The sequence below is a fragment of the Dolichospermum sp. UHCC 0352 genome, from assembly GCF_009711925.1.
Lineage (GTDB): Bacteria > Cyanobacteriota > Cyanobacteriia > Cyanobacteriales > Nostocaceae > Dolichospermum > Dolichospermum lemmermannii.
Genome location: NZ_VIKY01000006.1, coordinates 1 through 19,692, shown reverse-complemented (window position 1 = coordinate 19,692; position 19,692 = coordinate 1). Strand labels below are relative to the sequence as shown.

At 37.1% G+C, this 19,692-nt stretch carries 19 protein-coding genes and 1 pseudogene; 18 read left to right on the top strand and 2 right to left on the bottom strand.

The window, feature by feature from the left end; all coding sequences use genetic code 11:
• The 8 genes and pseudogenes from FJR06_RS00400 to cobJ form a co-directional block, all read left to right on the top strand.
• Nucleotides 1–194, top strand: a pseudogene (locus tag FJR06_RS00400) (hypothetical protein); the annotation flags it as partial.
• Between the two features lie 71 nt (nt 195–265).
• Complete coding sequence (locus tag FJR06_RS00395; RefSeq protein WP_015083535.1) at nt 266–505, top strand: hypothetical protein; 240 nt, start codon at nt 266–268, stop codon at nt 503–505.
• A gap of 52 nt (nt 506–557) precedes the next feature.
• Nucleotides 558–962, top strand: a complete 405-nt coding sequence (locus tag FJR06_RS00390; protein WP_015083534.1) for a hypothetical protein — start codon at nt 558–560, stop codon at nt 960–962.
• Between the two features lie 15 nt (nt 963–977).
• Complete coding sequence (locus FJR06_RS00385; protein WP_015083533.1) at nt 978–1,403, top strand: HNH endonuclease; 426 nt, start codon at nt 978–980, stop codon at nt 1,401–1,403.
• Between the two features lie 211 nt (nt 1,404–1,614).
• Nucleotides 1,615–3,030: a precorrin-3B synthase gene (gene cobG / locus FJR06_RS00380; protein WP_254433103.1), complete on the top strand. Its 1,416-nt coding sequence runs from the start codon at nt 1,615–1,617 to the stop codon at nt 3,028–3,030.
• 163 nt (nt 3,031–3,193) lie between these two features.
• Nucleotides 3,194–3,820, top strand: coding sequence for a precorrin-8X methylmutase (locus FJR06_RS00375; RefSeq protein ID WP_168650282.1), 627 nt, complete (start codon nt 3,194–3,196; stop codon nt 3,818–3,820).
• Nucleotides 3,820–4,527 carry a precorrin-2 C(20)-methyltransferase gene (locus FJR06_RS00370; protein WP_168633505.1) on the top strand — a complete coding sequence of 236 codons (708 nt, stop codon included), beginning with the start codon at nt 3,820–3,822 and terminating at the stop codon, nt 4,525–4,527. The genes FJR06_RS00375 and FJR06_RS00370 overlap by 1 nt, the downstream gene beginning before the upstream one ends.
• 81 nt (nt 4,528–4,608) lie before the next feature.
• Nucleotides 4,609–6,051, top strand: a complete 1,443-nt coding sequence (cobJ, locus tag FJR06_RS00365; RefSeq protein ID WP_168650280.1) for a precorrin-3B C(17)-methyltransferase — start codon at nt 4,609–4,611, stop codon at nt 6,049–6,051.
• A gap of 6 nt (nt 6,052–6,057) precedes the next feature.
• On the opposite strand, the gene FJR06_RS00360 is transcribed toward cobJ, so the two are convergent.
• Both FJR06_RS00360 and FJR06_RS00355 read right to left on the bottom strand, forming a co-directional pair.
• Nucleotides 6,058–6,279, bottom strand: a complete 222-nt coding sequence (locus FJR06_RS00360) for a hypothetical protein (protein WP_015083528.1) — start codon at nt 6,277–6,279, stop codon at nt 6,058–6,060.
• Between the two features lie 405 nt (nt 6,280–6,684).
• Nucleotides 6,685–7,233 carry a pentapeptide repeat-containing protein gene (locus FJR06_RS00355; RefSeq protein ID WP_148765621.1) on the bottom strand — a complete coding sequence of 183 codons (549 nt, stop codon included), beginning with the start codon at nt 7,231–7,233 and terminating at the stop codon, nt 6,685–6,687.
• Between the two features lie 197 nt (nt 7,234–7,430).
• Here FJR06_RS00355 and FJR06_RS00350 point away from each other — a divergent pair, with 197 nt between their 5' ends.
• The 10 genes from FJR06_RS00350 to ntrB all read left to right on the top strand — a co-directional run bounded on the left by FJR06_RS00350 (nt 7,431) and on the right by ntrB (nt 19,607).
• Nucleotides 7,431–8,048: a hypothetical protein gene (locus FJR06_RS00350; protein ID WP_015083526.1), complete on the top strand. Its 618-nt coding sequence runs from the start codon at nt 7,431–7,433 to the stop codon at nt 8,046–8,048.
• A gap of 304 nt (nt 8,049–8,352) precedes the next feature.
• Complete coding sequence (locus tag FJR06_RS00345; protein WP_015083525.1) at nt 8,353–8,493, top strand: hypothetical protein; 141 nt, start codon at nt 8,353–8,355, stop codon at nt 8,491–8,493.
• 133 nt (nt 8,494–8,626) lie between these two features.
• On the top strand, nt 8,627–11,494 hold the full coding sequence (locus FJR06_RS00340) for a glycerol-3-phosphate acyltransferase (protein ID WP_168650278.1): 2,868 nt from the start codon (nt 8,627–8,629) through the stop codon (nt 11,492–11,494).
• A gap of 382 nt (nt 11,495–11,876) precedes the next feature.
• Nucleotides 11,877–12,038, top strand: coding sequence for a hypothetical protein (locus tag FJR06_RS00335; RefSeq protein WP_168633488.1), 162 nt, complete (start codon nt 11,877–11,879; stop codon nt 12,036–12,038).
• Nucleotides 12,028–13,050 carry a hypothetical protein gene (locus tag FJR06_RS00330; protein WP_168650276.1) on the top strand — a complete coding sequence of 341 codons (1,023 nt, stop codon included), beginning with the start codon at nt 12,028–12,030 and terminating at the stop codon, nt 13,048–13,050. Before FJR06_RS00335 ends, FJR06_RS00330 begins: the two co-directional genes overlap by 11 nt.
• A gap of 502 nt (nt 13,051–13,552) precedes the next feature.
• Nucleotides 13,553–14,803, top strand: coding sequence for an ABC transporter substrate-binding protein (locus FJR06_RS00325; protein ID WP_015083522.1), 1,251 nt, complete (start codon nt 13,553–13,555; stop codon nt 14,801–14,803).
• A 106-nt stretch (nt 14,804–14,909) separates the two neighbouring features.
• Nucleotides 14,910–15,812 (top strand): carbohydrate ABC transporter permease, encoded by a 903-nt coding sequence (locus tag FJR06_RS00320; protein WP_015083521.1) that lies wholly within the window; start codon nt 14,910–14,912, stop codon nt 15,810–15,812.
• Nucleotides 15,809–16,645, top strand: a complete 837-nt coding sequence (locus tag FJR06_RS00315) for a carbohydrate ABC transporter permease (protein WP_015083520.1) — start codon at nt 15,809–15,811, stop codon at nt 16,643–16,645. The genes FJR06_RS00320 and FJR06_RS00315 overlap by 4 nt, the downstream gene beginning before the upstream one ends.
• A 659-nt stretch (nt 16,646–17,304) precedes the next feature.
• The gene (locus tag FJR06_RS00310) at nt 17,305–18,666 is read left to right on the top strand and encodes a CmpA/NrtA family ABC transporter substrate-binding protein (RefSeq protein WP_015083519.1); all 1,362 of its coding nucleotides are present in this window, start codon (nt 17,305–17,307) and stop codon (nt 18,664–18,666) included.
• 101 nt (nt 18,667–18,767) lie between these two features.
• Complete coding sequence (gene ntrB / locus FJR06_RS00305; RefSeq protein ID WP_015083518.1) at nt 18,768–19,607, top strand: nitrate ABC transporter permease; 840 nt, start codon at nt 18,768–18,770, stop codon at nt 19,605–19,607.
• Nucleotides 19,608–19,692 lie beyond the last annotated feature (85 nt).

Genomic DNA, 19,692 nt, shown 5'->3' with positions numbered 1-19,692 from the left:
TATATGATGCTTTTAAAAAATCAGAAGATGGTTTTATTTATCAAGCTATAATTTCCGAAAATGATAATTTGGATGTTGTAGAAATTATATTTTGTGAAAATCTCAATGATGAATATTTACCCATAGCTGGTGAAACTATTGATTTCTCTGATGCAGTTTTTCCTCTAGAAAATAAGGAAAAAATCAAGATTTGATTTAAAAATACCAGTATATATAAAAATTTTATTACTGTTGTAATTATTGTAGCTATTTATAAGGAGAAATTATGAACATTAATACATCTTTAGATCAAATCATTCTTGATAAGAATAACATCATTCAACAACAAACTAGCCAAGATATCAAACAAATTATTCAAACCGCAATTGGTCTTGATTATCAAAAAATTCAACAGCCAGAAAATGATCCTCTTGCTTTATTTAAACAAAGTGACTTTATTGCTTGTGGAAAAAGTGATCCTGATTTGTCTAGCACTTACAAAACTCAATTAAAAACCATTTTTTAGGATATAATAAAAATATCAATAGTCTTAGTAAAAATTAACGCAGTAATTTAATATGCCTACTGAAACTATTACACTACAAATACCCGAAATTATCTATCAACGGTTAGTTAATACCGCCCATGCTACCCAGCGCCCTTTAGAGGAGGTTATACTTCATGCTTTACAAGTGGGTAGTCCACCAGCATGGGATGATGTACCAGAGGAATTTCAAGCCGAACTAGCAGCTTTAGATAAGTTAAATGATAATGCTCTTTGGCAAATTTTCCATAGTCATAAAACAGTAACAGATATGGAAGAATACAATAGCTTACTAGAGAAAAATTCTCATAGTACACTAACAGAAACAGAAAGATTAAATTTAACATCTTTGCGATATAAAGCTGATCTTTTCATGTTACGTAAAGCCCAATCCGCAGTTTTACTTCGTTGGCGTGGATATAGTTTACCAAATCTTTAAAATATTGAAATTGTTGTGTCTACTTATATTTCTGAAAATTTAAGAAAACAAATCATTGATAATGATAAATCACGTTGCTGTTATTGCTTAACATCCGAAGTAAATAGCGGTATTACTATGACCTATGATCATATTCAACCAGTTTCACAAAGAGGAGATACAACTTTTGAAAATTTGTGTTTAGCTTGTCGTTCTTGTAATGAATATAAAAGTAATTTAACTGAGTCTATAGATCCTTTAAGTTGTGAAACAATATCACTTTTTAATCCTCGTAAACAGATTTGGTCAGAACATTTTATCTGGAGTGCTGACGGTACAAAAGTTGAGGGTATTACTGCTATAGGTCGCGCTACAATAATTAGGTTACGTATGAATAACCCTGTTATTATAGTTGCTCGTAAACGTTGGGTAATGAGTGGTTGGCATCCTCCTAATGATTAAAAAAATTGACAATAGCCAAAAATACCATCTTATGGTAAACTACTAAATCTGAGAGTTAGGAAACTTCGGTTCAATTCCGAGACTGTGCCGCAACTGTAAAGCAATTTGAGGTGATTGAAGTTTAATTAAAAATCTCACATTGAGTAAGTCAGAATGCTAACTCTCAAGTATTCACTTCCATTCTGTCTCTGCGTCACACAGAGAAGGAGTCATGATTTTGCAAATTCCATTTACCGCTTGTCCGGGATTATTTTACAGCACACCAGCCCAAGACGGTCTTCTTTATCGGCTAAGAATACCAGGGGGAATCATCAATTATCAACAATTTCAGACTATTGCAGATATTGCTGATAATCATGGTAGTGGCTATATTGATATTACTAACCGCGCTAATATTCAAATTAGAGAAATTCAACAAAGCATAAATATTGAAGTTCTGAAAAAATTCCAAGCATTAGGTTTAGCTTCTACCAATGCCAAGATAGATCATATCCGCAACATCATGACCAATCCCACAGCGGGTATTGATATAGAAGAATTAATAGATACTCGTTTCTTAGTGAAAGCTTGGGAAGAATATATTACCGCACATTCTCAGCTTGGTGAATTATCTGCAAAATTTAGCGTTTGCTTCGATAGTGGAGGCAAAGTTTCCGTAAGATATCAACCCAATGATATTATATTGGCAGCCGAATTAAATAACAGCAATGTATATTTACGGTTATATCTCAGTCATGGAGAAAAAGGAGAACCAGCAAAAGACACAGGAATTTTATGCAAACCAGCAGAGGCAATACAAGTCTTAGCAGCATTAGCAGAAACTTACCTCAAACACATAGACACCAAAAACCGTCGCAAATTACGGTTACGAGAAATAATCAATAACATCACAGTTAAAGAATATCTTCACCAAGTCCAAGAAAACCTCAAACCAGCTATACTGAAAATTACAAAAACTCCTCCCCGTGCCTTTGCGCCTCTGCGAGAAAAAACTCATATTGGCGTTCATTCCCAACGCCAAACCGGATTATATTATATTGGCATAGTCTTACCCTTGGGAAGATTAGAAACTTCGCAAATTAGAGGTTTAGCAAATATTGCCAAAAGGTATGGTGATAGTAATATCAGGTTAACACCTTGGCAAAACTTACTATTAACCGATATTCCCCAAAACCAAATTAGCGAAGTTGAGCAAGAAATTACCAATTTAGGTTTAAACTCATCACCAACCGACATCAAAAGTTTTTTAGTAGCTTGTTCCGGGAAACGGGGTTGTGCTGCTGCGGCCACAGAAACTAAAGATGATGCCTTAAATTTGGTAAAATACCTGGACAGTCTGATGATTCTAGATTCTTCAGTCAATATCCACTTTAGTGGTTGTGGCAAATCTTGCGCTCAACACACACAAGCTGATATTACTTTACTTGGTATTACCACAGAAACCCCTGGCTATCAAGTTTATGTTTTGGGTCATTTACTTTATGAATATGTGACTATAGCGAAAATTCCGATTTTGATTCCAGAAATGTTGGCAGTGTATCAAAAACAACGTCTAAATTTACAAGAAACCTTTGGACAATTTATTCAGCGTCACAGCCACCAATTAAATCAATTATTTAAGTATTAAGCCAAATATATTTCACATTTCAATTGTCTGTATGCTTTATCCAATCAAGGATACAGAATAAAAAAATAGGAAATTAATATTGCACAGGTACTTATCCAATCATCTTAATCAAATAAATCACAAAAATCACAGTCCAATTTAACCTTTACAACCTAAAAATCTCATGTTTGATTACATCCGTGATGGTAACGAAATATATCGTAATTCCTTTGCAATTATTCGGTCAGAGTCCAATCTGGAAAGATTCCCTGAAGATGTAGCGAAAGTTGCTGTCCGCATGATTCACGCCTGTGGAATGACGGATATTGTCAATGACTTAGAATATTCATCTACAGCGGTAGAAGCCGGAAAAAAAGCCCTAATTGGCGGTTCACTGATTTTGTGTGATTCTTACATGGTAGCGGAAGGTGTTACCAGAAAAAGATTACCCAAGAATAATAAAGTTCTCTGTACACTCAATGATCCAGAAGTGCCACAATTAGCCAAAAGATTAAGAAATACCAGGTCAGCAGCGGCTTTAGAATTTTGGCGTTTCCATATAGAAGGGGCAATTGTGGTGATTGGGAATGCCCCCACAGCCCTATTTAGGTTATTAGAAATGCTAGACGAGGGAGTTCCTCGACCGGCGTTAATCTTGGGCTTTCCTGTTGGTTTCGTGGGTGCAGTCGAGTCAAAAGTCGCATTGGCCGCAGATAGCCGCAATGTCCCATTTATGACTTTACATGGTAGACGGGGCGGAAGTGCGATCGCTGCGGCTGCTGTTAACGCTTTAGCAAGTGAGGAAGAGTAATGACTAACTCTGGAGGTCGTCTTTATGGAATTGGTGTGGGACCTGGAGACCCTGAACTCATCACCTTAAAAGCCTTGCGTCTCCTCCGTTCTGCCCCAGTTATCGCTTATCAATCAGCTACAGATAAAGAAAGTATTGCCAGAAAAATCGTTTCTTCATACTTGGATAATAGTCAGATTGAGGTAGCATTTCATCTGCCTCGCGCCTTAGAACCAGAAAAGGCTAAATCTATCTATGACCAAGAAACTCAACCTATTGCTGACCATTTAGCAGCAGGTCGGGATGTGGTGGTTATCTGTGAAGGAGATCCGTTTTTCTACGGTTCATTTATGTACCTTTTCACTCGGTTATCTGATAAGTACAAAACGGAAGTCGTCCCCGGAGTTTCCTCACTTATGGCCTGTCCGGTGGCTTTGGGTTTACCATTCACCTATTACAATGATGTCCTGACGGTTTTACCTGCACCATTACCAGTAGAAGTTCTCACTAGTCAGCTTTTATCTACTGATGCTGCGGCGATTATGAAACTTGGTCGTCATTTTCCGAAAATTAGGAATCTTCTCCATGAATTAGGACTAGCTTCACGGGCTAGATACATTGAACGGGCTACAAGCACACAACAGCGGATATTGCCCCTTGATGAAGTTAATCCAGAGGATGTACCTTATTTTTCTATGATTGTGATTCCTACTAAAAGTAAGTTGTAGTTGTCACAAATTATGTTTCGCGCAAAGGTACAAAGAAGCAAAGGCGCAAAGGTTTAAGGGTTTACAGGATTAGGATTTTCTATGAATACAAGGGTAGCCCCTGCGGTTGTGGTTTTGAGTCAGAATAGCGTTATGGTGGGGCGAAAAATTACCAATGTCTTACCAGGTGCGAAACTATATGGTTTAGTTAATCGTACTCATGATGTTGATATTAGCTTTAGCAATTTTGGCGAAACTGTGCGAGAATTATTCGCCGCTGGTACACCCATAATTGGTATTTGTGCGGCTGGTATTCTTATTAGAACAATTGCACCTTTATTGACTGACAAAGGACAAGAACCGCCAGTTTTAGCTGTAGCGGAAGATGGTAGTGCTGTAGTTCCACTTTTGGGTGGTTTAAATGGTGTTAATGATTTAGCGCGTCAAGTCGGGGAAGCACTTAATATAAAACCAGCAATTACCACTACAGGAGATATCCGCTTTCATACTGCTTTGTTGTCTCCTCCCTCTGGATATCATTTAGCTAACCCAGAACATGGGAAAAAATTTATTGCTGATTTATTAGCGGGGGGAAAAGTTAGGTTAGAGGGAACAGCACCTTGGTTGAGTGAGAGTAATTTACCTATTGATGAAAATGGTGAGTTAATTATTCAAGTTACCGAAAATTTGGGCAATCCTAGCTCTAATTGTTTAGTGTATCATCCTGCCAAGATAGCGATCGCCATCTCAACTAAAATTATTAACCCCACCACAGGACAACCCCAGGGAAAATTAGCTATTATTGGTACAGGTCCAGGTGCATCTCAATGGATGTCACCGCAAGTAAAAGAAATTCTAGAAGCAGCAACGGATTTAGTTGGTTATAAAACCTATATTAATTTAATTGGACATCTTGCCGATGGTAAGCGCGTTCATGAATCAGATAATCGAGTAGAAGCAGAAAGGGCATATCAGGCCTTAGAGTTAGCCGCAGAGGGAAAATATGTAGTAGTTGTATCTTCCGGCGACCCCGGTATTTACGCAATGGCAGCGGCTGTTTTTGAGGTTTTAGAGCAATATCATCAACCAGAATGGCAAACAATTGATATTCAAGTCGCTCCTGGTATTTCTGCTATGCAAGCCGCAGCAGCCAGGATTGGTGCGCCTTTGGGGCATGATTTCTGTGTGATTTCTCTCTCTGACATTTTAAAACCTTGGGAAATTATCGCTCAACGCATTACCGCTGCGGCTATAAGTGATTTTGTGATTGCTTTTTATAATCCTGTATCAAAAGAACGCACTTGGCAACTAGCAGCCGCGAAAAAGATTTTAATGGAACACCGCAAACCTCATACCCCAGTCGTCTTAGGACGAAATCTAGGGAGGAAGGGAGAAGAAGTTAAGGTAATTACCCTGGAAGAGTTAGAACCAGCATTAGCAGATATGCGAACTGTCATTATTATCGGTTCTTCCCACACGCGACAAATTCAGCAGGATAATCATATTTGGGTTTATACTTCCCGCAGATATAACTCTGAAGAATGATGTTTTTTATCTGAATAATAATATCCTTCTTCCTTTCTCCTTCTTTTCTCCTTTCTCCTTCCTTCTTCTTTCTTTCTCTTTTGTCCTTTCTCCTTTCTCCTTCCTTCTTCTTTCTTTCTCTTTTGTCCTTTTTCCTTTCTCCTTCTTTCTCCTTCCTTCTCCTTCCTTCTTCTTTCTTTCTCCTGACTCCTGACTCCTGACTCCTGACTCCTCTAAGATATAATCCACTTAATTATGTCTAGTTTATATCGGAAAAAGACTTGATTTTTTTATTCTGATCATCAACAATAAAAACATCATGTTCCAGACATGATTGTAGCCAATAAAAGTGACAGAAGCCCTAATAATGTCCGCCCTCGCGGACATTTTACTTATTAAAAATTCTTGTCAGCTTTTTACAGGCATTTTTAGATAAATGAATCACATTTTTAGATCTCACGCAGAGGCGCGGAGGCAGAAAGGAGATAGGAAGAAGGTAAGACAAAAATTGAAGTGTTATTTAAATAAATTAAAAATCTCAAATAATACAAATTATGATCACATAAAAGGCGAGTAACCCCGCCTATGTTAATCTATTTATTTCATGCTTTTTTCAAATTGGTGTTATATTGATTTTGCCAGGTTGTCAAAATATCAATAACTACCAGCCCAAGTTATCCATTTATGGGATAAACCTATATGCAAAATTTCTCCAGTTATCTCAAGTTCAGTTATGATAGTTGTTGTTAAATCAACGCCCATTAATTCGGCTTCATTGATATTACTATCAATTAAATTGGCTTTATGGAGATTTGCACCGGTCAAGTCAGCACCACTCATTTCTGCTTGACTAAGGTTTGCACCTACCAAGTTTGCTGAAGTTAAATTTGCAGTTCGCAAATCAGCACGACTCAGGTTAGTTTTTTTGAGGCTGACTCTGGTTAAATCAGCACCAATTAAGTTGACTTCACTTAAGTTTGCATTTTCTAAATTTGCTCTACTTAAATCAGCATTAGTTAAATTTGCTCTACTAAGATTACAATCGCTTAAATTTGCCATACTAAGATCAGCACCGCTTAAATCTGCTGCTTCTAAATTTATTCCTCTCAAATCAACATGATTTAACTTAGCTTGGTGCAGATTTATGCCAGAGAAATTCCTTTCTCCTGATTTATATGACTTCAGGAGTTTTCTAGTGTCCATTATTCCACCTCTTTATATCTACAGGTGAGTTATTACACTTCCCAAACCACAAACAATTACTTGAGTTTCTAGCGACTAAAATTATTAGCTAAAAATCGTATATTCATTATACTCTAATTAAGAAGCTAATTAAATAAACGTTAGAATTTAGTTAGGTTATAAAAAAACATAGCAATACTTACATCAATAATACTTTTATGACAGCTAATTTAATATCTCATTCCCCTTCTGACTTTATCACCTCCTTATCCCATACTGCTACTGCGTATCGGGAAGGAAGTCAAGTTCCCTCGGCTGAAGTAATAGTAAATGCGTTGCTGGAAGCGGAAAAAACCGCAAAGCTACAAAAGTTAAATTACCCTTTTGAATCTCTGGGTGGTAAATGGCGACTTTGTTTTGCTACTGGGACTAAAAAAGTTAGAAACCGGGGCGGAATTATTTTAGGTAAGGGTTGGTATGTCCCGAAATTTACGAAAATTCATCTTTGTTTTAGTAGCACAGAAGAACAGACTTTAGGAAAGGGGGAAATTGCTAATCAGGTCCAATTGGGAGGGATTTTATTGAAACTCACAGGACCAATAAAATATTTAGGAAAAAAGAATTTATTGGCTTTTGATTTTACCCAAATGCAAATTAGTTTATTTAATTGGATGTTTGTCAATAAACAAATTCGCTCTGGTAAAGTTGAAAGTGGGAACTTTGATAACCAACCTATAGCTAAATTACCTTTTTTTGCTTTCTTTCTAATTACCGAAAACTTGATTGCTGCCCGTGGTCGTGGTGGTGGTTTAGCACTTTGGATTAAGGATAATTAATCTTTTCGGCAATAAAGAACCCCTCCCCGCTTGCGAGGAGGGGGCTATGATTTAGTTTATTAAATTCGGTAAAAAGTAGATAAATCAAATTTTAATTTATGCAACTTCTCAATTTCTCTATAGAGAAAGAAATAAACACTAATTCTCATGGTCACAGCACAAACAATTAAAAAATAAATCCGCTATTACCTGCTGTAGCCAAGCTGGAAAAAAATCGTAATGAGAATTTAACACCATCTGGCAACAGAAGGATTAAAATCAGAACGGACAGATTAGCCCTGTAATCAAGGAGGCTTAGAAAACAATGTCCGATTTAAATCGCGGAATTATGAAATTTGAAGGTGCAGATTCACCTAAACTAATTACCATCTCCACTGTGGTACTTTTAGGATCAATTGCTGGACTGATTCTATGGGCGCTTACTGGTGCTTATGCACTAGGATAGATTCCGAGAATAACAATTCAGGACACTAGCAAGTAAGACTACCATTGCTCTCTAGTGTCCTATATAGTAAATAGTTATTTTTGTTAACAACAAACTGAGAAATTTCCGCTCTAAAATTTTAGATTATAAAATAATGATTAATTTTTTTGGGATCTTAATTATTTTAATTTTTTGTCCACTGTTAGGGGCAATACCGCTCATTTCCTGGATTACTTATGCCCTGAGTGGTAAAAAATTAGCCAATATGGGGACAGGAAATATTAGCGTTGCAGCGGCATTTTATCACGGTGGTAAATTAGCAGGAAGCATCTGTGTCGTCTCTGAAGCCGTCAAGGGCGTTGCTGTTGTCACAATTGCCCAATATTGTTTTCCTTCACAACCATTCTCCGAAATTATTGCTTTAATTGCCTTGGTTATCGGTAGATACGTGGCTACTAAAGGGGCAGGAACAACAAACGTCGCTTGGGGATTGCTGGCACATGATCCTTTGGTAGCTGCCTTTGTTAGCTTACTTGCAGCTATTGGCTTTTTGATTACTCGCTCTAAAGAAACAATTAAATTAGGGGTATTAGTCATATTTCCCCTATTTGTGGGGATTGTCCATTCCCAGGATATAGCCAGAATTATCGCTGCTTTTGCCTTGTCGGCATTAATTTACTGGATTTATAACCAAATTCCTGATGATTTAAATCTCCCAGTTGAGGAAGCAAATCCAGAATCTCAACCAATGATGGCATATTTAAATCATGAGGAGAAGATTATTACTTTAGATGATGACTTAGATGGGGAAGTCGTAGGAGCTAAATCTGCAACATTATCGCAACTTAAACGTTGGGGTTATGCAGTTCCGAAAGGTTGGGTATTATCTCCTGATGATGATCCCACACCTTTAATTGATTTTCTGCAACCATCACAACTTTCACCTTTAGTAGTGCGTTCTTCTGCCATTGGGGAAGACTCCCAACAGGCATCAGCAGCGGGACAGTATGAAACAATTTTAAATGTGATCAGTAAGGCAGAACTGCGACAAGCGATCGCTCAAGTCCAAGCCTCCTATAATCATCCCAGTGCCGTCGAATATCGCCGTCGCAGCAGATCAGAAGATGCAGCAATGGGGGTACTCATTCAGCAACAAGTTCAAAGCGTATTCTCTGGCGTAGCTTTTAGCCGAGATCCCATTTCTCAACAGGGTGAGGGTGTAGTTATCGAAGCTGTATCTGGTAGTCCTACGCAAATCGTATCGGGAAAAGTGACACCAGAACAATATCTAGTCGTGGTTGCTGGTGATGAAAAATTGTCTTGTCTGCAATTTGAAGGCAATGGGAAAGTTCCCCAAGCATTAATTAAGCAAGTTGCATACCTAGCCCGTCGTTTAGAAAGACGTTATTTGGGTATTCCCCAAGACATTGAATGGAGTTATGATGGTCAAAATCTGTGGGTATTACAGGCAAGACCAATCACTACGCTTTTACCCTTATGGACAAGGAAAATCGCCGCTGAGGTAATTCCGGGAGTTATTCACCCCTTAACTTGGTCTATTAATTCTCCTTTAACCTGTGGTGTGTGGGGAGAAATTTTTAGTATAGTTTTGGGTGATCGTGCTAAACGCTTAGATTTTGCCACAACAGCAACATTGCATTATTCTAGAGCCTATTTTAATGCTTCCTTGTTAGGAGAAATCTTTTTGGAAATGGGATTACCTCCAGAAAGTTTGGAATTTCTGACTAGAGGTGCAAGTATGAGTAAACCTGCTCTAAATTCCACTTTAGCTAATTTACCAGGACTAACAAAGTTACTCAAGCGGGAAATTGATTTAGACAAAGATTTTAAATCGGATTATCGCCAAGTTTTCATTCCGGGATTAACCCAATTATCAAATGTCGTCATTGCCGAATTATCACTAGATCAATTATTAACTAGAATAGATTTAATTCTCAACTTATTGCATCGGGGAACTTACTACAGTATTTTAGCCCCTTTGAGTGCAGCTATTCGCCAAGCGGTTTTGGGGGCAAAGACAGAGGAAATTGATAATAGTGTCACCCCAGAGGTAGCATCATTAAGAGCTATGCGTCTTCTGGTTGCGGATGCTAAACAAATCTTAATAGCTGGTAACTATGATTTTAAACCAGAACAAGTATTTGCACAATTGGCAGAAACGCCCGCAGGGGAAAGAATTTTAGATGAAATTGACGAATTGATTGAGGATTATGGTTATTTAAGTGAAGTCGGTACAGATATTTCTGTTCCCACTTGGCGAGAAAATCCCCAAATAGTTAGACAATTATTTATCCAGTTATTACAAGCACCTGAATTGCCAAATTTAGATGATTCCCGTCCCGAACAGGCAAATTTAGTGCAAAAACGAGTTGATCTGAAAGGACGGGTAACGGAAGTTTATTCTCGCTTGTTAGCTGAATTACGATGGACATTTTTGGCTTTGGAACAGATTTGGCTGGAGTCTAGGGTATTAACACAATTAGGAGATATTTTCTTTCTCCAGTTAGATGAAATTCGTGATTTAGTGATTAATTCAGATGTAGCTTTTAGGAATCATTTATTGGCATTAGTCGAAAAAAGGCGATCGCAATTTCTCCAAGATAGCCAAATTACGCAAATTCCCGCCGTAGTTTACGGTTATAATCCTCCTCACCCCATTGCCCCGGTAATTGATCCCTCTGACAACATTTTATTAGGTATTCCTGCTAGTCAAGGACAAATTCAAGGACGGGTGAAAGTAGTCCGAACTTTGCAAGAAGCCCATGATATTGATAAAAACACCATCCTTGTAGTTCCTTACACAGATTCCGGTTGGGCCCCTATCCTCGTGCAAGCTGGGGGTTTAATTGCTGAAGCTGGGGGTAAACTTTCTCACGGGGCAATTATCGCCCGTGAATACGGTATTCCTGCTGTTATGGATGTGCGTGGTGCGACGTATTTGCTGCAAGATGGTCAGGAAGTTCGCATTGATGGCTATAAGGGGACGGTGGAAATACAATAGTCTAAAGCAACACCAGCATAAGCTTCTTTGAGGGCGATAAAGGCAACTTGACGAGGGTTGGTCATGGAATATCAGGTAATTTAGTTCAGAGTTGTCATTATACCTGCCAACATAAGTTCAAAGAGCAAATACTTAGAGTGCGTTAGTGGTAGCGTAAAGCACCAAATGATACCGGAAAACTGATGAAACATGAACTGATGTTATAAGGAGGATAACGTAATGCAGTGCCATATCTCGGAGATTCTTCACTTCGTTCAGAATGACAATTTTAACCCGTTTTTAGTATACGAACAGTATTGATTGCTAGTGGTAGTTTTTGCTTTTCCAATAAGCAGACAATATTGTATACTTGACAATACATAGTCTATTTAACATTATATATATGCTAGAAAAGCAATTGGTTGAATTTGAGCTAGAAAATGGCGGTAAATTTCTAGTGGAAATTGAGGAATCAGAAGATACATCTCTTGCTACGGAGAGAGTCGCTTTACCATCTGGGCGAGAAACGCAGTGTACCAGGATTTATAGATTGTATGTCAACTGAAAATTACTTTCAAACCTTTAGAAGTGCGCTTGCTCGCATTTATAATAAAAACTGTAAAGTTGTTGGCGCTGATTTTTTAGTGAATCAGTACCATCTTCTTACCTTCCGGCTCTTTGGCTTTCCCCAAGGATATGATCTTGGTGTCTGGGCTAATGATGAACTGATTGATGCCCAAGCTACTCACTCGATCCAGATAGAAGCCATTAAAGTTCCTAGATATCAGATTGAGCTTGGTTTTAGTGATTCTCCTGTGTGGGATAAATCATTACATGGAGTTGTGGGTATGGCTGTAGCCGCAGAGAAAAAGCGAAAGGGAGTCAAAGCGGCATTTAGGAGGCCTACAACTGTGTTAAATAGTGAACTGTTTGATGCCCAAGCTACTCGCTCGATCCAGATAGAAGCCATTAAAGTTCCTGGATATCAGATTGAGCTTGGTTTTAGTGGTTCTGCTGTGTGGGATAAACCATTACAGGGAGTTGTGGGTATGGCTGTACCCGCAGAGAAAAAGCGAGAAGGAGTCAAAGCGGCATTTGGGATGCCTACAACTGTGTTAAATAGTGAACTGCTTGATGCCCAAGCTACTCGCTCGATCCAGATAGAAGCCATTAAAGTTCCTGGATATCAGATTGAGCTTGGTTTTAGTGGTTCTCCTGTGTGGGATAAACCATTACAGGAAGTTGTGGGTATGGCTGTACCCGCAGAGAAAAAGCGAAAGGGAGTCAAAGCGGCATTTAGGATGCCTATAACTGTGTTAGTGGAAACTGGGGATTTTTCAAATCAAGCCATGCAGCAAAAACCAATAAATTCTTCTCGTTCTTTTAATCGAGTACAAGAAATTAAAGTCAGGGAATTGGAAAAACGTTTCGCAATTTTAGAAATTGATTATGAAGCAGTTTATAACCAATTGAATGAAACACTAGATGCTGAATTTAAAAATAAAATACAGCTAAAACTGAAGAGAATTGAGCAAGAGATGAATGATGTCTTTGGAGAGTTAAAAATGGTCGGATAAAAATTTTATTACAAAAGTCCGCAAATAAGCGACCTTAAGTATAAAACTTATCCAACAGGTTTTGATTTAATGAAGGAGTTTTAGCCCAGACAACACAACCCATATCAGTTACAGATATTGCCAATTTCCTAAATACTGATGAATATGATGTTGAGGAATTATTAGAAAATTGGGTAGAATTTTTAGTCTAAGAAAATAGATCAGAAAATACTTACTACAGCTTCTATCATTTTAGTTTCCGTGATTTCATTAACAAAATATAGAACTCAAACCCATCCCATAGAGAGATGATCCATACCAGCATTTGAAATAAATTATAATCGTATGTACTCAAATAACATACATCTTAAATCCCCTCGTCGCTTGCGGGGAGGTGGGGTTTTTGTATTTAAATCTGGTAGGTTGGTTTAAAGTTAGGAAACCCAACATTTACGGACTTTTGTTGGGTTGTCTCTTAACCGAACAGTATTGACATCAATTCTGAATTCATCTCAATTAAATTGTGAGAAAAAAGAGATTATTTAACTTTTTAGGATTGGTAATAATAATAGCGATCGCTATTATTAGTTATCACAATTGGCTATTACTAAAACCACCCCCATTCATTACCGTTAAACTCAGCGGTTGGACAGGAAATCCTCTAGAACAAAAACTTTTAAAACAGGTAATTCAAGACTTTGAAAAGCAGCATCCCCAGATCAAAGTCAAATATGAAGCGATTTCTGATCAATATATGGATGTAATTAAAACCCGCTTAGTAGGAGAAGCTGCACCAGATGTATTTTATCTCGACGCACTAGAAGCCCCTTTCTTAATGGGTCAGAATGTCCTAGAACCCCTTGATAAATACATTAAACCCAAATTTGACCTCACAGATATAGAACCCAACTTACTCAAGAATTTTACCTACCAAAATCGTATTTATGGTTTACCTAAAGACTATTCCACCTTAGCCCTATTTTATAACAAACAAGCATTTAATCAAGTGGGTTTAACCAGTCCTCCCACTACCTGGGAACAACTCCGCAGCTATTCAAAACAATTAACAGGCAAACTCAATAAATATGGCTTTGGTGAAATTCCTGAATTAGCCCGTCAAGCATACAAAATTACAGCTTTTGGAGGGGAAATTATTGATAAAAATGGTTATGCTACCTTTGCAAATAATCCAGGATTACAAGGTTTGGAATTAGTAATTAACCAATATCAAAAAGATCGATCTTCCGCCCAAAAATCTGATGTCGGCACAAATTCCGGGAGTGAAATGTTTGGACAAAATAAAGTAGCAATGGTAATTGAAGGGAATTGGGCAATTCCCTATTTACAAGAAACCTTTCCCAAACTAGAATTTGCCACAGCAGAAATACCAGAAATTAATAATCAAAAATCCACAATGGTTTTTACTGTTGCTTATGTCATGAATAAACAAGCACCCCATAAAAAAGAAGCTTGGGAACTCATTTCTTTTCTAACAGGTAAAGAAGGCATGAAAAAATGGACAGCTAAAGGATTTGCATTACCAGCCCGTAAATCAGTGGCACAACAGTTAGGTTATGATCAAGACCGTCTGAGATCATCATTAGTAGCAGGAGTTAATTATGCGACACCCTGGCAATTAGGTAAAAATCCTGCCGCAATTATCAACAATTTTGATAATCAATTTATTAGTGTTTTACTAGGACAACAACCATTAAAACAGGCAATGTTAAAGGCACAAGATGCAGCAAACAAACAAATTAAGGCAGATATGTAGAGTTTAGCAGTCAGCAGTAAACCCCTTTAATTGCAAAGACCATACTCTAATTTTTCTATTCCTTTCTTCCTTTGCGACTTTGCGCCTCTGCGTGAGATATAAAAATGTGTTTCATTTCCGAGAAAATCACTGTAATAGACAGATTCGAGAAAATTTTACAGCTTATTTATTCATAACTCCCAGTATTTTAGTTTTAGGCACATTTGTAATTTTGCCTATTCTCTATGCTGTATTTCTTTCCTTACACAAAGTTCAAATGTTGGGAGGTATTAACTATCGTTTTATTGGTTTGGGTAATTTCCAAAGATTGCTAACAGATGAAAGAGTGGGAATTGCTTTAAAAAATACCGCAGAATATGTGGCTATTGTTGTTCCCACCCAAACTATTTTGGCTTTAGGTTTAGCTGTGACACTCAATTCTGGCATTCATGGTAAAAATTGGTGGCGGATTCTTTACTTTTTACCGACAGTTACATCTTCAGCAGTTTTGACACTAATTTTTATGTGGATTTATAACACAAATGGACTATTAAACAATTTTTTGGCTTTTCTCAACCTGCCTATTTATAATTGGTTGGGAGATCCATCTGTTGCCTTGAAAGGGATTATGATCATGAATATTTGGTCAACAGCACCGTTTTTTATGGTGATTTATTTAGCAGCTTTACAGGATATTCCCCAAACTCTTTATGAAGCAGCAGAACTTGATGGTGCTAATAATTGGGAACAGTTTATTTATATTACTTTGCCTTTATTGCAACCTGTGACTTTCTTTGTCATGGCTATGGGAATAATTGGGACTTTTCAATTATTTGATCAGTCTTATATATTTTCTGGAGGGACAGGTGGACCAAATAACGCTACTCTCACCTTAGTCCTGCTGATTTATCAAACCGTATTTCGGAATTTACAAATGGGATATGGTGCAGCAATTGCCTTTTTACTAGCATTTGTAATTATTATCCTCACATTAATTCAGAGGCAATTTTTCGGAGGTTATAAAATTTGAATAAAATCTTTGGTAGTTTCTGGTTGAAAGTGCTGTTATATATCTTCCTCACAGTTTATGGAATTATTACCGTAATTCCTTTTCTCTGGGCATTTTCTGCATCATTTAAGCCTCTATCCGAGATTATTAGCGGTGAATTTAATTTTATCCCCAAACATTTTACTCTCGATAATTACAAACAAATATTTCTGCAAGAACCTTTATTTTGGCGGTGGTTATTTAATAGTGTGATTATTGGTGTTACTGTCACAATTTTAAACTTGCTATTTAACTCAATGGCAGGTTATGCCCTCGCAAGATTGCATTTTCGGGGTAAACAGTGCTGGTTTTTCCTGATTTTGACCGTGTTAGTAGTGCCAGCGCAAATTACCCTAATTCCCACATTTTTAATTTTAAAAGTCATCGGTTGGCTAAATTCATACCCAGGGATGATTGTTCCGAGTATGGTCAATGCTACTTTCATTTTTATGATGCGGCAGTTTTTTGTCAATTTCCCTAGAGAACTAGAAGAAGCTGGACAATTGGATGGTTTAAATGCCTGGGGAATTTTTAGGTATATAGTTTTACCTTTAGCTAAACCAGCATTAGCCGCACAAGCGGTTTTTGTCTTTATGGGTAGTTGGAATAATTTTTTACTCCCTGTAGTGATTCTCTTTGACCCAGAAATGTTTACTTTACCTTTAGGACTAAATACATTTAAAGGTCAATATATCAGCTATTGGAACTACATTATGGCAGCTTCAATGGTGTTTACTCTGCCAGGTTTAGCTATTTATGCTTTCTTTAACCGCTACTTAATTCAAGGTGTTACCTTTACCGGTGGTAAAGGCTGAAAATACAGCAGAATTCAAGAGACTGCACAGAATTATGAACTCCATTAATTCATCCCTTCCTATCTGCGTTTATCTGCGTTTATCTGCGTACCCTATGGCTTCGCCACGCAAGCTGCGGGAAGCAAGCTACAATTATTCTTGAAGTCTGCTGTATCAACCCTAATTTATAAAAAATGGTTATCATCAAATTCATCTATGAATGAAGAGTTTATTTAATAGTTAACATCAAAATTATCTATTCATGTCCTTTTTCTGTAATTAACTAAACCCAAGATTACGAAAACCATAGATTAGAAATAATCATTATCATTAATTAAACAATATATATTAGAAACTTTCCACAAAATTAAGCCCAAACTATAAGTTTTTACTTATGTATCCAATATAATATTTATTTAATAATTCGAGTTGAGAATTGATCACTTTGATCAGAAACACTGTAAACTAGATTTTACTAGCTGAGTGATGCCTCTTGTTCATACTAGGTTAAGAAACTAAACCATGTTTATCACAAAGTATACAAACTAACTTTTTTACATAAAAAGCTAATTTTGAATGCCTAGATATAACTAGGAATTTCAATAGTAAAGCCAAGAATTTATTTCTTTGTCTAAATTTTCATGTTTAAAAAATAAATTCTTTCACCAGGGAGATGTTTCATGTCTGAATTTTTTAACCAAATTTCTCGCCGTAAGTTCATCGTCACGGCTGGAGTTTCAGCCAGTGCAGTATTACTTAAAGGTTGTTTAGGAAATCCGCCAGAACCAGGAGGTATAGCCCAAGCGAAACAAGCCGAAGCAGTTAAATTAACACCAGAAATTACACCAGAAACCACTACTGTTAAATTAGGATATATTCCTATTGTAGAAGCTGCGCCATTAATTATTGCCCAAGAATTAGGCTTTTTTAAAAGATGGGGAATGACAAATGTACAACTTGCTAAACAAGCATCTTGGGGTTCAATGCGAGATAATACCGAAATTGGTTCTGCTGGTGGAGGTGTAGATGGTGGACAATATCAAATGCCCATGCCGCATTTAATGACAGAAGGGTTAATTACTAAAGGAAATACCAAAATTCCTATGTATGTATTAGCCCAATTAAATACTCAAGGTAATGGAATTGCGATCGCTAATAAACACGCAGGTAAAGAAATTGGACTAGATTTAGCTAAAGGTGGAAAAATAGTTTTTGATCAATTAAAAAGTACAAAAAATCCCTTTACAGCCGCCTTTACTTTTGGCAAAGTTAATCAAGAATTTTGGCTACGTTATTGGTTAGCAGCAGGTGGAATTAATCCTGATACAGATGTGAAATTAATTCCTGTATCTGCTGCCCAAACTGTAGCCAACATGAGAACAGGAACAATGGATGCGTTCAGTACCGGAGATCCTTGGCCTTATCGAATTGTGAAAGACAAAATTGGTTTTTTAGCCGTATTAACCTCAGAAATGTGGAAAAATCATCCTGAAGAATACTTTGCCATGAAAGCGGAATGGGTAGACACTCATCCCCAAGCAACCAAAGCCATTTTGAAAGCTATTATGGAAGCACAACAATGGTTAGATAACTTTGAAAACCGTGAAGCGGCGGCGGCAATTTTAGGACGAAGAAACTACTTTAATTTAACACCAACCTTCCTGAAAGATTCCCTACAAGGTAATTATGATATGGGTAATGGTCGTGTGATTAATGATAAATCAATGGCAGTATTGTATTGGAAAGATGAACGAGGTAGTGTGTCTTATCCCTATAAAAGTCATGATTTATGGTTTTTAACTGAAAGCATTCGTTGGGGATTTTTACCACCAGAATATTTAAACAAAGCCAAAGATTTAATAGACAGAGTTAACAAAGAAAATATTTGGCGCGAAGCTGCTAAAGAAGCAGGAATTATGGAGGCAGATATTCCTAATAATACATCTCGTGGACTAGAAACATTCTTTGATGGTGTAACTTTTGATCCAGAAAATCCCACAGCCTATTTAAAGAGTTTAAAAATCAAGAAAGTCAATATTTAGGACTGAGAATATTTGCTGAAATCAAAAATAGAAAATCAATCAACAACAATATTTAATTGATTAATCACAAAACAAAAAATCAACAAAATTAGGAGAAAATCATGACTACATTTACCGCCAAACGTCGTAATAGTAACAATTCTGATAGTGCTATATCTGTATTTATTAGTAAACAATTACCGGAAATTATACCACCAACAATTGCTATTGTGGTTTTCCTGGTGATTTGGCAAGTATTTTCTTTAATTGCTGGAACATTACCCGGACCTATTCAAGTAGTTCAAGAAACTTGGGAGTTAATTCTTTATCCATTTTATGATCGGGGAGGAATTGATAAAGGGTTATTTTGGCAAATTTTCGCTAGTTTACAACGGGTAGCTATTAGTTATACTTTAGCCGCAATTGTGGGTATTGGTTTAGGGATTTTAATTGGTGTGAATCAAACCATGTCTAAAGCCTTAGATCCCTTATTTCAACTATTAAGAACTGTACCTCCTTTAGCTTGGGTTCCTATTTCCTTAGCAGCTTTAAGACAAAATGAACCAGCCGCATTATTTGTAATTTTCATTACTTCTCTGTGGCCAATTTTAATTAACACTGCTGTGGGAGTAAAAGAGATTCCTAATGATTATAATAACGTTGCTAAAGTCTTACAACTTTCTCAAAAAGAGTATTTCTTGAACATCTTAATTCCTGCGGCTTTACCTTATATTTTCACTGGGTTAAGAATTTCCATTGGTTTAGCTTGGTTAGCGATTATTGCGGCAGAAATCGTCATGTCTGGTATTGTGGGTATCGGCTTTTTTATTTGGGATGCTTATCAAGCTAACAAGGTTAGTGAAGTTATTTTAGCACTAGTTTATATTGGTGTTGTCGGTCTTATCCTAGATAAAATGATGGCTGCATTACAAAACTGGATTTTACCAGCAGAACAAAAATAGTCAAAAGTCATTGGTCATTAGTTAATAGCAAAGAAATAACAACGAACAACTGATAACTGTACGGGCGAAGCATTTGGAGAACTAT

Coding starts and splice junctions, on each gene's coding strand:
- FJR06_RS00395 (WP_015083535.1), top strand. CDS start 266: ATGAACATTAATACATCTTTAGATCAAATCATTCTTGATAAGAATAAC.
- FJR06_RS00390 (WP_015083534.1), top strand. CDS start 558: ATGCCTACTGAAACTATTACACTACAAATACCCGAAATTATCTATCAA.
- cobG (WP_254433103.1), top strand. CDS start 1,615: ATGATTTTGCAAATTCCATTTACCGCTTGTCCGGGATTATTTTACAGC.
- FJR06_RS00375 (WP_168650282.1), top strand. CDS start 3,194: ATGTTTGATTACATCCGTGATGGTAACGAAATATATCGTAATTCCTTT.
- FJR06_RS00370 (WP_168633505.1), top strand. CDS start 3,820: ATGACTAACTCTGGAGGTCGTCTTTATGGAATTGGTGTGGGACCTGGA.
- cobJ (WP_168650280.1), top strand. CDS start 4,609: ATGAATACAAGGGTAGCCCCTGCGGTTGTGGTTTTGAGTCAGAATAGC.
- FJR06_RS00355 (WP_148765621.1), bottom strand. CDS start 7,233: ATGGACACTAGAAAACTCCTGAAGTCATATAAATCAGGAGAAAGGAAT.
- FJR06_RS00350 (WP_015083526.1), top strand. CDS start 7,431: ATGACAGCTAATTTAATATCTCATTCCCCTTCTGACTTTATCACCTCC.
- FJR06_RS00345 (WP_015083525.1), top strand. CDS start 8,353: ATGTCCGATTTAAATCGCGGAATTATGAAATTTGAAGGTGCAGATTCA.
- FJR06_RS00340 (WP_168650278.1), top strand. CDS start 8,627: ATGATTAATTTTTTTGGGATCTTAATTATTTTAATTTTTTGTCCACTG.
- FJR06_RS00335 (WP_168633488.1), top strand. CDS start 11,877: ATGCTAGAAAAGCAATTGGTTGAATTTGAGCTAGAAAATGGCGGTAAA.
- FJR06_RS00330 (WP_168650276.1), top strand. CDS start 12,028: ATGTCAACTGAAAATTACTTTCAAACCTTTAGAAGTGCGCTTGCTCGC.
- FJR06_RS00310 (WP_015083519.1), top strand. CDS start 17,305: ATGTCTGAATTTTTTAACCAAATTTCTCGCCGTAAGTTCATCGTCACG.
- ntrB (WP_015083518.1), top strand. CDS start 18,768: ATGACTACATTTACCGCCAAACGTCGTAATAGTAACAATTCTGATAGT.